The organism is Bernardetia sp. ABR2-2B (assembly GCF_037126435.1).
Taxonomy (GTDB): Bacteria; Bacteroidota; Bacteroidia; order Cytophagales; family Bernardetiaceae; genus Bernardetia.
Window position 1 is genome coordinate 1,262,176 of sequence record NZ_CP147020.1, and the last position, 13,777, is coordinate 1,275,952.

The window sequence follows — 13,777 nt, forward strand, 5'->3', positions numbered from 1 at the left end:
TGAAAATTATTAGACACAAAAAAACCAAGACTTAATATTAATAAATCTTGGTTTTGAATTATTTCTTGACTGAAAAAACCTTTCTTAGTTTACACTAGAATTTACTTTCTTTTTAGCATCGTTTGCTAAAGCTGTAGCTTTTTCCTTTCCCTCTTGGAATTTAGTTTTTGCTACTTCAGTATTTTTATTGATAATTTCTTGAGCTTCGTTAGCTAACTTCTTACCTTTCGCTTCTGCGTTAGCAACGACTCTTTTGGTCTCTCCAGAAATACGTTCACGAGTATCAGAACCTTTTGCTGGAGCAAGTAAAATACCAACAGTTGCACCAATAGCCGCACCTGCTACAAACAAAAGAGTGTTAGTAGCTGCATTTGAACTACTATCATTATCTGTATATTTTTCTTTCTGATTGCCATAAAATGTTTTGATTCCACCATATGCTGCAAGAGCTAAAGGAATAAATTTCTCTACACTATCAGATAAAGTTTCTTTTGCGTACTCTGCTTTTTCTCTGGCAAAATCTTGTGCATCGTGAGCTAAATGTTTTGCATCGCTTTTAAGAGCATCAAAATCTATATCATTAACTTTATCTTGTACTCTACTTTGAGCGTTTTTTATGTTTTCTTGAAATTTCATAGGAATTGTAAAAATTATAAGTTTAAAAAAATGAAGCAATATTAAAAAATGACTTTTTTGTTTGTTGATAAATTTGAAGAAGACCAACTCTGTAAAGTCATTGCTTATATAATTAACGATAATTACTAAAAAAGGTTTGAGAAAATTTAAAATAACTAATTTGTTTTCTCATAAATTTTAAAGAATTAATAACTAATTATGAAGCAATCTAATTACGTAAAAAGTCAGAAATAGGTTGTACAAAACGGTCGATATTTCCTGCACCAATTGTCAATAAAATTTCTACTTCATTTTTATTGATTTTATTTTCAATACAACTAAGTAGTTCATTATCAGAGAGTAGCGTTTTATTCTTAGCTTTAGTCTTCTGTAAAATAATATCTGAAGTAATTCCTTCAATTGGTAATTCTCTTGCTGGATAAATATTGAGCAAAATCAGTTCATCATTTGGACTCTCTAAGCTCAAACTCTGAGCAAACTCTTCTTGAAAATCTCGTGTTCTTGAGAATAAATGAGGCTGAAAAATAGCAGTTATTTTTTTATTCGGGTATAAATGTTTGATAGAAGAAAACAAAGCCGAAATTTCAGTTGGGTGATGGGCATAATCATCAATATAAGTAATTTTCTCACTTCTAAAGACATACTCAAAACGCCTTTTGACACCCTTAAAACTTGCCACAGCATTTTTAATACTCTCTTCTGAAATCTCTAGTTTTCTAGCAACAGCAATGGCAGCACACATATTTTCTACATTATGAAACCCTGGCATAAAGAGTTGTAGATTATTTATATGTTCATTTTTTAGTGTATCTAAAAAATCAAAACGACAAGAATCTTTTTGTTTTTCATCTAAACGAATATTTGTAGCATAAATCTGTGTTTTTTTATCATTGTTTTGAAGTGAACTATAATTTATCAATTCTATATTTTCATTTTTGGTAATAGAATCTTTGACCGAATCGGCTATTTCATTTTGAGCGAATAAGAGTCCATTTTCTTTTATCTGACTTACAAAATCGCCAAACGACTTTTCTAATTCTGTTTTTTCTCCATAAATATCCAAGTGGTCGGCATCGGTAGAAGTAACTATGGCAATTGTTGGATACAAATGCAAAAAGGAACGGTCAAATTCATCAGCTTCCACAACTGCCCAAACCTCACCTGTATTATTTATATCATTGACTACCAAGTTTGAATTAAAATTAGCCGAAATTCCACCCAAAAAAGCTGTACAGTTTATTCCACTTTCTTTTAAAAGATGGGCTACCATTGTCGAAGTGGTAGTTTTTCCATGTGTTCCTGCGACAGCAACTGTTTTTAAAGAGCGTGTTAGAAGTCCCAAAACAGCAGCACGTTTGAGAATGGTATAGCCGTTTCTTTGAAAGAATAACAGTTCAGAATGTGAACTAGGAACGGCTGGTGTAATTACAATAAGGGTTTCATCTGGAAATTCTCTTACTTCTTGTGGAATTTGGTCGACATTATCTTCAAAATGAATTTTGATGCCTTCTTTTTCAAGATTTTGAGTGAGAGGAGTTTGAGTTTTGTCGTAACCTGCTACCATTTTTTGATTGTGAGCAAACCAACGAGCCAGTGCGCTCATTCCAATTCCACCAATTCCGATGAAATAAACGTATTTTATAGTTTCTAGTTGTATGTTTTCTATGCTAGGAGAAGTCATTTTTTCTATTAGATTAACCATCAACGAGCTTAAAAGCGTCGTTGAGGGTGTTGATATTTTACACAAAAAACGATAAGAAATTTTAGATTAGCAAGTAGAACATTTTTCTTTACGCTTTTCCTTTTCCTTCTCATCTTCTTTATATCCGTATTCTATAGCAAGTTTCCAGTCTTCACAGGCTGCTTCTTTGTTTCCTAGTTTGTTTTGAATTGAACCTCTTTTATAGATAGCTTGATTAAACTTCTTATCTATTTCTAAGGTTTCCTCTATTATTATTAAGGCTTCTTGATAGCGTTCTAATCCTGATAAAGCATAGACTTTTCCGTAAAGAGAATATGCTTTTTCATAATCTGTTTCTATACATACTTCAAAGTCTTCTAAAGAAAGTTCATGTTTTTTTAAGGCTGCACGAACTGCACCCCTATAATAATGAACTTTTGTAGATTTCATAAATGAGTAATGAAAGTAAAGAGCTATTACTCTACTAGCTATTGGTATAAACCATTTTATAGCTTTGAAAAGATAAGTAAAAACTGACTTTATCATAAAAAAGGGACTTTCTAATTCTTTTTGTTGTGGTCTTCCTTCAAAAAGATATTTCCATTCTTTAGTCATTTCTTCTGACTTCTTCTTATCAATATTATCTTTTACTTTTCGATTCCTTTCTTCTAATAACTCTAAAGATTCTGTCAAATAACTTTCTACTTTCTGTAATTCTAAAGTTGATTTTTCTTGCTCATTTTTGGAAGCTTTGTAAAAAATATGATAAACAGCCTTACTAAAAATATATTTCTTTAAAGCTACTACACGATCTTTTTCAAGATGATTTTTGAGTAAATTATACGCTATTTTTGGATTAAAATAAATGCTAATTCTTGCTGCCGTAATTCTGAAATTATAAATCAACCATACAATTAAAAGTCCACCCAAAACACTAAAAAAAACAGGAAACTGAATAATGATTGTATAGGCTTTGTACGCAAAAAAACAGAGTACACCCAACCCAATTAATCCTCCTATAATCTCTAAAATTTCTTGATGTCGTTTCATAGATTTTTTAGTTTATGATTCCTTACAATTCTCATCATACATTTTCTGACTAAACTCTACATCTCCCAGTTCTATTCCACGTTGCCAATCTTTACAAGCCAAATCTGTTTCTCCTAATTTGTGATAGGCACAACCACGAACGTATAATAATCGCCATAGAATAGTTTGATTGGTGCTTTTTTCTACAATGTCTATAATTTCATGGCTTATTTCTAGTGCTTTTTCATAGTAGGCATATTCGTTATATTCTAGCATTAATTTAGCTTCGATGCAGCGAAAATCAATTGAGTTTTTGGAAAAATTTTCATTTATTTCATTTTTTGTCTCAGTATTCAAACTTTCTTTAAAACATTTTTTATTTTCATCAAAATCGTGTAGAAAATCATAGTTTGAGGAAATTATTTTTCTTGTTTTGATAAAATAAATAATAGGGTCTTTTCCAAGTGTAATTCCGTCAAAGCCAATAGTAAAAAAAGTGTAAGCTTTTGATAAATAAAGCTTAAATGATTTCAAGAAAGCTATAAAGTCATTATTGTTTTTGTAAAAGTTTTCTATGTCTTCTTCTATACCAAATTGTTCGGCTGCTGATTTAGATTCCCCAGAGTTTGGTTCTATTTTCAAAATAGCAATTTTGTAAAAGTAGGCTTCCATCGCTCTATCAAAATATTTTTCTGTTTTTTTATAACCTTCTTTATCAAAATAATATCTACCCAAGTAATAATACTTTGTGATGTCAAAACTGCTTCTAGCTTTTCTTTCTTTGAAAAAACGAGGAATTAATTCTAGGTTGTATAACACAGCATATTTTCCCAAAAAGAATCGCCAAGATATACTTATGAATATAGCAAACGCAAATATTCCAAAAATAACTTCTACTTTAACATACCACTTATCTGAATAAAATAATGCCCAAATAATACTAGCTATATTCAGAATAATAAATAAGGTAAAAAATGCTATTTCTTTAAACTTTAGTTTTTGTTCTTTCTTCATTTTAAAATTAATTAAATAAAAAACTCATTTCCCAATATCTAATCCCTAATCTCCTTCACTTCCCACTTTCTCACTTTTGGATAATAACGCAATAATTGATTTTCTTTCAATCTTGCCAACGTATCAGAAATGGTATAAACAGTAACTTCGCCTTTCTTGACAAAAACAAACAAGCTATCTTGACTAGATACGTTAAAAATGGCTTCTTTGGTTTGGACTCTGAAACTTCCTGCATCAAGAATAAAAGAAATCAAATTTGGTTTTACGTCTAACTCTGCCAAACCAACAAGCTGAACGGCTCTTTCATCACTTCTAAATTCAGTCGGGAAAACAAAACGAGAATCTGTCGTATAACGTACTTTTGAGCTATCTGAAAGAATTTTTGTTTTCCAATCTTTAGGCAAACTATCTACATAATCGTTTAGATATTGCAGACCAACTCCCAAAGCAACAGCAAAAACCATCACAACAGCAAAAGCAAACCAACCGTTTTTTGATTTTCGTTTCTTTAATCGTTTTTCAAATTCAGATTCTTCAAACTCTTCGTATTCTTTTCGTTCTGATAAAGCTGTGGCTGATGGAATGGCTCTATTTTGTGTTGAGTTTTGCGTTACTTTTTTCTTTTCCTTTTTAGATTTTTCTGTTTTATCATTTTCTACGTTCTCAAAACCTAGTTTTTGATTGATTTGAGTTACAATTTCTTCAAAAGACAGACTTGTATTTTTTGTGTTTTTATCAAAATCAAGATTCGGAATTTCTAAGGCTGTTCGTTGCCAAACTTCTTCCCACGCTAATATTTTTTGAGGAGGTAATTTTGCATTATTTACGTCTTCTTCGTCCTCACTTTCTTCAATGACACGCATCAAAATAGTTCGCTCGTAAGGCGATAATATTCCTTGAAGATGTTTTAATAATAACTGTTCGCTTTCTGTAACTTTCATAAGGCAAGAATCAATTACGAATTACGATGATAACTAATTGATTGTAAATAATTTTTAGAATTTAAAGATAGAACATAATACAGACTGGAAGTCTGTTATACAGTTACGAAGGTAAAAAACTTATTCTGATTATTTAAAAATAGCATTTTTTTTGTGTAAATTATAAATTATCTTTTTAGAGAATAATAAAAACGCTTACTTATGAACCGTCGCAAATTTTTAAAAATAGGAGCAATTACATCAGGAGCTGTTTTGGTGGGAGGCGTAGGAGGACATTTTGCTCTTGACCATAGATTATCTACCAAAAACGAAGTATTGCGTAACCTTTCTTTTTCATCATTGAAAGAGGCACAAGAAGAGTTGGATAGATTGGAAAAAATAGTTTTATTAGACCCTAATAAAATTCAGCTTTTAGGAGATTGGTCGTTGCATCAAAACTTGATTCATTGCGCCCAAAGTATAGAGTATTCTTTGATAGGTTATCCAAAACATCGTCCAAAAATCATTCAGAATACAATAGGAAAAATTGTTTTTGAAAAATTTGGTACACAAGGCTATATGAGCCACGATAGAAACGACCCTATTCCAGATGCTACACCAATAGAAAAAGAAGGCGATTTGCAAATTGCTTTTAATAGAGTACGAAAATCTATTTCAGATTTTGAGAATTATGGAAAAGCATATGAACCTCATTTTATGTATGGAAAGCTTTCTAAGTCAGAGTACGAAAAAGCGCATTATTTACACCTTGCTGACCATCTTTCGGCAATGAAAGGATAGTAAAAAAATGAAATCTTACTTTTCTAAACAGTAATTTTAGATATTTTGATGCTCTACTACTGACTATACATTCAGATAAAACCAAAAACTAAAAACCTCTGTTTCACTTCTGATGTTAATTTGTCTGAAAACTCCACCGATTTTTGTTACTTTCGTGGTGTGTTAGCATTCTCTATTTGAACTTTAAGGCTTCTCAGAGTTCAGAAATTAATCTAGACTTACAAAACAATTCAATATATTCAATGAAATTTCAGACAATAACCAAATTTGCCTTTTTAACCTTTTTTCTACTTACAGGTCTTTTTTTATTCTCTTGTTCAAGTGATAATAAAGACGAAAAAGTATTTTCATACAGAGATTTCTTGCCTCCTGCAAAGGGTGGACGTAGCGAAATTTTACTTCAAATGGACTCTAGCAAATGGGAAGGAGATTTAGGGGCTGCCGTTCGTGAGCTTTATATGGCACCAATGCCTGGTTTTCCACAACCTGCCGAGCCTATTTTCAAACTCTATTATGCTCCACCAAAGAAAGTAAATGATTTGTTGGAAGAATATCATTCTATGTTTATAGTTCTTTCATTGGAAAGCAAGTCTTATGATAGTGATATTTTACGCAAAAAATTTGCAAAAGAAAGTTTGGACAGAATTGCAGCCGATACAACTCCTTATCTGATTGTAAAAAAAGATGTAAATGCTAAAAATCAGCAAGTTATTTATCTTATCGGAAAAAATGACGAACAGCTTATCAAACATTTGAAAGCAAACGAAGAAAAATTACGTGAAATTTTCTACAAAACAGAGCGTCAGCGTTCACACTTGGTTGCCTTTAGAGGTGGAAAGCAGACAGGAAGAATGGAACGCTACAAAAAAGAACACGGTTTTTCAATAGGGATTCCTGAAGGCTATCAAGAAGCGAGAGATATAAATGAGAAAGATTCTGGCTTTGTGTTTTTACGTATGATAGACAATGCCAACGGACGAGATAGGAATGTTTTTGTCGCTTACAAACCTTATACTTCACAAGGGCAATTAGATGCTGATAGTGTATTGGCGTGGCGAAGAGAGTTAGGCGAAAAGTATATGAAAGACCCCGATAGAGGTTCTTTTGTTACTGACCAAACCGATGTTGTACCTTATTTTTCAAAAGAGATTAACTTTAAAGGTCATTATGCTATCGAAATTCGTGCGCTTTGGAAACTAACTTCAAATACTTCTGGAGGTCCTTTTTTGGGTTATTTGATTGTTGATGAAGAGAAAAATAGACTTTATTATATTGAAGGATTTATTTTTGCTCCTACTTCCAAAAAGCGTGATTATATTCGTGAAGTAGAAAGTATTTTATGGACTTTTAAACCTTAATTTAGTGCTTAGTTTTTAGTGATTAATTATTAATGGAAATACCAATTACAATGATTAAAATTGTAGTTGGTATTTTTTAGTAAAATAATATTTTATACAAAAATGCCCCATTCCCAAAAACACAGAGGAGCAAATCCAAAAGATTACGCAGCCTTTGCTGAAAAAAATATTAGTAATCTAAAACTAGCTACTTCTGATTTGTCTTGGCTTTTATCAAATGGATATTCACAAAAAGCATCTTTAAAACTGGTAGGCGATAAGTTTTCTCTTACAGACCGTCAAAGAAAAGCCATAAATGCAGCAAGTGCAGAAAAAGAAAGTTTAGAGTTAAGAAAGAGAAGCGAGATAGAAATTAATTTAGATGTTAATTCTGACTTCAAAAATCTAAATTCTACATTGGTTATTGACGGTTATAATTTGCTTATCACAACTGAATGTGCTTTATCGAATGCGCCTCTTTTTATTGGTTTGGATGGTTGTATGCGTGATATTGCCAGTATTCATTCGACCTATCGAAAAGTAGAAGAAACGATTCCTGCACTAGAACTTATTGGAAAAGTAATTGAAGAACTTGAAATAAAAGAAACAATTTGGGTCTTGGATTCGCCCATCTCAAATAGTGGAAGGCTTAAAAAAATTATGGAAGACTTGGCAGAAGAAAAAAAATGGAATTGGAAAGTTCTCTTAGAAAAACATGCTGATAAAGCGATTGTAGAATTGAGTCAGAATGAAAACCATATTGTTGCTTCTTGTGATGCTTGGATTACAATAAATGCTTCAAGCTGGATAAATCTGTGTAGCTTTATTGTAAAAAATTATGTTCCTTCGGCTTGGGTATTGGATTTTAGGAAATAGAATTATAATTAAAAAGGAAAAAATAACAATTCTAACTCACTTTTGCGTAAATTTGTAATCTATAAAATTTATACGTCATTTTTTGTCTTATCATTTGCCATGAACATCATTTTTTTTGATTCTTCTTCTCTAAGAACTCATTTATTGCCTTTCACTTTCACTCGTCCTGTGGCTGACCTGCGTGTCGGAATTCTGACAATTAAAGAGAAATTCGAAACATATTTTAATCAATATGTAAAAAATTCGACAGAAAATACAAATCATTCAGAAATTGCAAGTCATACTTTTTCATTTCTGACACAAGATTATTTACAAGAAAAATTTCCTATTCATTTCGAAGAAAAAGAAACTGTAAATCTATATATCAATGGTGCAGTTTTGCCAAATTTAGAGTTTTTCGAAAAACTAGAGATGCTTCCATTAGAAACGGCTATTTTTTCAGATACAAAAGATGGAAGTGAGCTGATTGCCTTCAAAACCTTTACACAATTCAAGAGTGTAGAAAAGTTTTATGATTTTGCTTTGAAAGTGGCTAAACAAAAGACAGAAAAAATAAGTATTCGGTTTTTGGAAAGAACATGGGATATTTTCCGAGCAAACAAACAAGAAATTGAAAAAGATTTTGATTTGATTACAACAGGACGTAAAAGTGAAGCAATTACAGACAAATACACCGTTTTATATAATGAAGAACGTATTTTTGTAGAAGAAGGAGTAACTATAAGAGCTGCTATTTTGAACGCAGAAAAAGGCTCAATTTATATTGGGAAAAATGCAAGTATCGAAGAAGGAGCAACCATTCGTGGTTCGTTTGCGCTTGGAGAAGGTTCGGTAATCAATACGGGTTCAAATATGCGAGGCGATACAACTATCGGAAAATTCTGTAAAGTAGGTGGAGAAGTAAGCAACTGTGTGTTTTTTGGGTACTCAAATAAAGGACACGATGGGTTCTTAGGAAATGCAGTTATTGGCGAATGGTGTAATTTAGGTGCAGCTACTAACTGCTCAAACCTCAAAAATAATTATGGAACAGTTCGTATTTGGAACTATGCAGAAGAAAATTATGAAAAAACAGAACTTCAGTTTTGTGGACTTTTAATGGGTGACCATAGTAAATCTGGAATTTGTACCATGTTCAATACAGCAACCGTTGTAGGAACTGGTGCAAATGTTTTTGGAGAAGGCTTTCCACCAAAATTTATTCCTTCTTTTGCATGGGGAAACGGCAACCACCAAACCAAATTTGTAACGACACATATTGATGCACTTTTCAAGACAGCAGAGCGAATGATGGTGCGTAGAGACGTAGAGTTTACAGAAGTAGAAAGAAAATTGCTAACCAAGGTATTTGAAGAAACTGATAATTATAGATTTTGGGAGTCTAATCCGATGTTTAGTTGATATTGGGAAATGGATATTTAGGAAATAGGGAATTACAAATACAAATTAAATACCTCGTTGACGGCTTCATTTGAGCCTCAACGACGGTTAAAAAAAGACTAAAAATGACGTTTGAAGATTTTAAATTAAATAGACAATTATTAAATGCCATTGAAGAAGCAGGGTATGAAAAACCTAGTCCAATTCAAGAACAAGCTATCCCTTTGCTTTTGGCAGGACATGATGTAATTGGAGTAGCACAAACAGGAACAGGAAAAACGGCTGCTTTTATGTTGCCTCTTTTGATGAAACTAAAATATGCACAGGGCGAAAATCCTCGTGCGCTGATTCTTGCGCCTACTCGTGAACTCGTTATTCAGATTCATGAGCATTTTGAGATGCTTAGTAAATATACAGATTTACGTGCCGTTGCTTTGTATGGAGGGAGTGGAAGCATTAAAAGACAGCTTGAGCAGGTTCGTGAAGGGATGGATTTGATTATCGCAACACCAGGGAGATTACTGGATATTTATGAGCGAAATGAACTGAATTTACGCCAAATAAAGACGATGATAATGGATGAAGCAGACCGTATTTTGGATATGGGTTTTATGCCACAAATCAATCGACTACTTGAAATTATTTCTAGTAAAAAACGTCAGAACGCTCTTTTTTCGGCTACTATGCCAGAGAAAGTAGTGAAATTGACCCACGATTTTTTAGAGTTTCCTGAAGAGATAAATATTTCGCCTATTTCAGTTACAGCAGAGACGGTTGAACAAAAATATTATGAAGTTCCTAATTTTAGAACCAAAATTAACTTATTAGATTATTTATTGAAAGACAAAGAAGTTTTTAATAAAGTAATTGTCTTTACAAGAACAAAAGATGTAGCCAATAATGTCTATAAATTTTTGGGTAGAAAGGTAGATGATAGCGTAAAAGTAATTCATAGTAACAAAGACCAAAATACACGAAGTAATGCCTTTAGTGATTTTAAAAATGGAGATATTCGAATTTTGGTAGCGACTGATGTAGCTGCACGAGGATTAGATGTAAGTGATGTAAGCCACGTAATTAATTTTGAAGTTCCGAAGCAGTACGATGATTATGTACACAGGATTGGACGTACAGGACGAGCAGAAAAAGAAGGAATTGCGATTACGTTTGCTAATGTTTTGGATGTTCATCATATCAAAAAAATAGAAAAATTAATTGGAAAGAAAATTCCAAATGAGAGAATACCAACAGAAGTAGAAATTACTCAAACGCCCTTTGAAGAAAATCAAAAACTAATAAAAGCATTGGATTTTATAAAACAGAGAGAAGACCCAACTTACAAAGGAGCTTTTCACCATAAGAAAAGATACTTAAATCCGAAAGATGCAGGAAAAAAGAAAACTAGAAGCACTTCGAAGAGAAAGCCTAAAAAGAGGTAATTACCTATACTCAACCTCAAAATCATTCTTTTCCAAAAAGCTCTGAATTTCCTTTTTATTACTCTTCGAAAAACCAAAATATTGAGTAGGTTCTTCTTCATTTTTAGATTCAATTTGTAGAATGTAATTTCCTTTACGACGATAAAAAAATATTTTTTCTATATTCTCAAATTCTTTTATTTCATTTCTCAAAATTCTTTTTTGTTCAATAATTAGTTTTTGATTATCTATTTTAAAAGTTGTCCAAAACAACAGAAAATAATAAATACCAAATAATAGCAAAGGAACTGCAATCATTACAAAATGAAAATATTTGTTTGTGGCTTCGCCTTTCGGAAGAAAAAGAAATAAAGCGAAAATTCCACCCAAAAAAAAGGTATAAAAAATACTTAACCCAATTCCTGTACTGATTGAAAGCTGTGTCATCTTATATTTTTAAGTCAATAAATAGTTTTTTTAAAAAAAGTTCAAACAGCTTTGTGATTTTAGCACTAACCAAGTAAAACTTCCTAAAAAAACAAAAATCCTAGACTCTATCAGACAAATAAACAAAATATTTTTTAGAGTTCTTTAAATTGTTCTCTCTTCAAAAAAATGTATATTTGTGAGAAGCTAATAGAAATTTTATTATAATAGTCTCAAGTAAACCCAAATTATAACGATACGATACATCTCTACTAAAAAACAATTGTTTTTATTTATTTTTTTAGTGTTTTCTTTGTTAATTCTTTGAACCAAAAATTAATAAAGAAAAAAATATATGATAAAACCTCCTTTATGCAACGATATTCCATTCTTTGGGCAGATGATGAAATTGAATTTCTCAAACCTCATATTTTATTTTTAGAGAAAAAAGATTACGACGTAAAAGCTGTAAATAGTGGCGCAGATGCCCTTGAAGCTGTTGAAGAACAAAATTTTGATATTGTATTTTTAGATGAAAATATGCCAGGAATGTCTGGTTTAGAAACTCTTACAGCCATAAAAACTATTCGCCCTTCTTTACCTGTTATTATGATAACTAAAAGTGAAGAAGAGCATATTATGGAAGATGCCATCGGTGCAAAAATTGCCGATTATTTGATAAAGCCTGTTAATCCAAACCAGATTTTGCTTTCTATCAAAAAGATTTTAGATCAAAAAAGATTAGTTACAGAGAAAACAAATCTAAGTTATCAGCAAGATTTTAGAAATCTTTCCATGACTTTTCAAGATGATTTGGATTTTGATGAGTGGGTGGAAGCCTATAAGAAACTCATTTATTGGGAACTTGAAATTGAAGATACCGAAAATCAAAGTATGCAAGAGATTTTGGAGTCTCAAAAAGAAGAAGCCAATATTAGTTTTGCCAAATTTATCCAAAATAATTATGAGTATTGGCTAAATGATGCAGGAGATGATGAGTATCCAATGATGTCGCACGATATTATGGGAGAGTGGGTTTTTCCACTTTTGGAAGATAAAAAACTAAATGAAGAGCGTCCTTTATTCTTTATTTTGATAGATAATTTGCGTTACGACCAGTGGAAAGTTGTCGAATCACTTTTGGCAGAATATTTTACAGTAAAAGAAGAGAAAGTATATTCTTCTATCTTGCCAACTACTACGGCATATGCTCGTAATGCTATTTTCTCAGGGCTTTTACCTTCCGAAATGGCAGAAGACCATCCAGACCTTTGGGTAGATGATCAAGAAGAGGGTGGAAAAAATAACTTTGAAGATGAGTTTTTACGCAGACAAATGAAAGAATTTGGTTTTGGAGATACAAAAATGACCTACAATAAGATTCTTCGTAACCATCAAGGAAAACAACTTGTAGAAAATTTTAATACGCTTCAACAAAACGAACTCAATGTCATTGTTTATAATTTTGTAGATATGCTCTCTCATGCTCGTACTGATACGGCTGTTGTTCGTGAACTTGCACCTGATGAAGCTGCTTATCGTTCAGTAACAAAATCGTGGTTTTTACACTCTCCTTTATGGGATATGTTGAAGAAAATTGCAGAAGTGAATAGTCGTTTGATTATCACAACTGACCACGGAACAATTCGTACGAAACGTCCTTATAAAATTATAGGAGACCGAAACACCAATACAAATTTGCGTTATAAACAAGGAAAAAATCTAAACTATAACCCTAAAAACGTATTAGTAGCCAAAAACCCTGCAAAATTCTTTCTACCTCGTCAGAATGTTTCTACAAGTTTTGTATTTACGACAGAAGACTACTTCTTTGCATATCCAAATAATTATAATCATTACGTAAAATACTATAAAGATACATTTCAGCATGGAGGTATTTCATTAGAAGAAATGATAATTCCTTTTATAGAATTAGAAGCAAAATAGTGTAGCAAGTATAAATAGAATAATTTGCATAAAAAAAGTCAGATAATCATTAAGATTGTCTGACTTTTTTAATTTGTATCGCTTTTTTACGAATGACTTAAAAGAATTACTTCTCCATGCCTAGTCCGTAAAGTTGAGCGAAAGACGAGGCTCGAACTCGCGACCTCAACCTTGGCAAGGTTGCGCTCTACCAACTGAGCTACTTTCGCTTTTTTTGACTTTAGGTAAGCTAATATTTATATTTTACCTCTTTATTTAAGATGTAAATCACATACCTTGCGTCTTTGTGATGACAAAGGTAATACTTTTTTT

General features: G+C 31.9%; 12 protein-coding genes and 1 tRNA gene. 6 read left to right on the forward strand and 7 right to left on the reverse strand.

Annotated elements, in window-relative coordinates; translation table 11 throughout:
• Positions 1 to 84 precede the first annotated feature (84 nt).
• The 5 genes from WAF17_RS05220 to WAF17_RS05240 all read right to left on the reverse strand — a co-directional run bounded on the left by WAF17_RS05220 (position 85) and on the right by WAF17_RS05240 (position 5,301).
• Complete coding sequence (locus WAF17_RS05220; protein ID WP_338767141.1) at positions 85 to 636, reverse strand: YtxH domain-containing protein; 552 nt, start codon at positions 634 to 636, stop codon at positions 85 to 87.
• A 208-nt stretch (positions 637 to 844) separates the two neighbouring features.
• The gene (murC, locus tag WAF17_RS05225; RefSeq protein ID WP_338767143.1) at positions 845 to 2,317 is read right to left on the reverse strand and encodes a UDP-N-acetylmuramate--L-alanine ligase; all 1,473 of its coding nucleotides are present in this window, start codon (positions 2,315 to 2,317) and stop codon (positions 845 to 847) included.
• Positions 2,318 to 2,404: 87 nt separating this feature from the next.
• Positions 2,405 to 3,367 (reverse strand): hypothetical protein, encoded by a 963-nt coding sequence (locus WAF17_RS05230; RefSeq protein ID WP_338767145.1) that lies wholly within the window; start codon positions 3,365 to 3,367, stop codon positions 2,405 to 2,407.
• Between the two features lie 12 nt (positions 3,368 to 3,379).
• A complete protein-coding gene (locus WAF17_RS05235) occupies positions 3,380 to 4,360 on the reverse strand; it encodes a hypothetical protein (protein ID WP_338767147.1) in 981 nt (326 codons plus the stop codon).
• Between the two features lie 38 nt (positions 4,361 to 4,398).
• Positions 4,399 to 5,301 (reverse strand): hypothetical protein, encoded by a 903-nt coding sequence (locus WAF17_RS05240; protein WP_338767149.1) that lies wholly within the window; start codon positions 5,299 to 5,301, stop codon positions 4,399 to 4,401.
• Positions 5,302 to 5,502: 201 nt separating this feature from the next.
• Here WAF17_RS05240 and WAF17_RS05245 point away from each other — a divergent pair, with 201 nt between their 5' ends.
• From WAF17_RS05245 to WAF17_RS05265, 5 genes are all read left to right on the forward strand, one after another.
• Positions 5,503 to 6,081 carry a DUF1569 domain-containing protein gene (locus WAF17_RS05245; RefSeq protein WP_338767151.1) on the forward strand — a complete coding sequence of 193 codons (579 nt, stop codon included), beginning with the start codon at positions 5,503 to 5,505 and terminating at the stop codon, positions 6,079 to 6,081.
• Positions 6,082 to 6,323: 242 nt separating this feature from the next.
• Positions 6,324 to 7,439: a DUF4837 family protein gene (locus WAF17_RS05250; protein WP_338767154.1), complete on the forward strand. Its 1,116-nt coding sequence runs from the start codon at positions 6,324 to 6,326 to the stop codon at positions 7,437 to 7,439.
• 102 nt (positions 7,440 to 7,541) lie between these two features.
• Complete coding sequence (locus tag WAF17_RS05255; RefSeq protein ID WP_338767156.1) at positions 7,542 to 8,294, forward strand: DUF434 domain-containing protein; 753 nt, start codon at positions 7,542 to 7,544, stop codon at positions 8,292 to 8,294.
• 99 nt (positions 8,295 to 8,393) lie between these two features.
• Complete coding sequence (locus tag WAF17_RS05260; RefSeq protein WP_338767158.1) at positions 8,394 to 9,695, forward strand: putative sugar nucleotidyl transferase; 1,302 nt, start codon at positions 8,394 to 8,396, stop codon at positions 9,693 to 9,695.
• Between the two features lie 104 nt (positions 9,696 to 9,799).
• Positions 9,800 to 11,113 carry a DEAD/DEAH box helicase gene (locus tag WAF17_RS05265; protein ID WP_338767161.1) on the forward strand — a complete coding sequence of 438 codons (1,314 nt, stop codon included), beginning with the start codon at positions 9,800 to 9,802 and terminating at the stop codon, positions 11,111 to 11,113.
• On the opposite strand, the gene WAF17_RS05270 is transcribed toward WAF17_RS05265, so the two are convergent.
• Positions 11,114 to 11,539: an EbsA family protein gene (locus WAF17_RS05270; RefSeq protein ID WP_338767164.1), complete on the reverse strand. Its 426-nt coding sequence runs from the start codon at positions 11,537 to 11,539 to the stop codon at positions 11,114 to 11,116.
• 351 nt (positions 11,540 to 11,890) lie between these two features.
• Here WAF17_RS05270 and WAF17_RS05275 point away from each other — a divergent pair, with 351 nt between their 5' ends.
• Positions 11,891 to 13,465 carry a PglZ domain-containing protein gene (locus tag WAF17_RS05275; protein WP_338767167.1) on the forward strand — a complete coding sequence of 525 codons (1,575 nt, stop codon included), beginning with the start codon at positions 11,891 to 11,893 and terminating at the stop codon, positions 13,463 to 13,465.
• 136 nt (positions 13,466 to 13,601) lie between these two features.
• Here the strand turns inward: WAF17_RS05275 and WAF17_RS05280 are convergent.
• Positions 13,602 to 13,674, reverse strand: a tRNA-Gly gene (locus tag WAF17_RS05280).
• Positions 13,675 to 13,777: the final 103 nt, after the last annotated feature.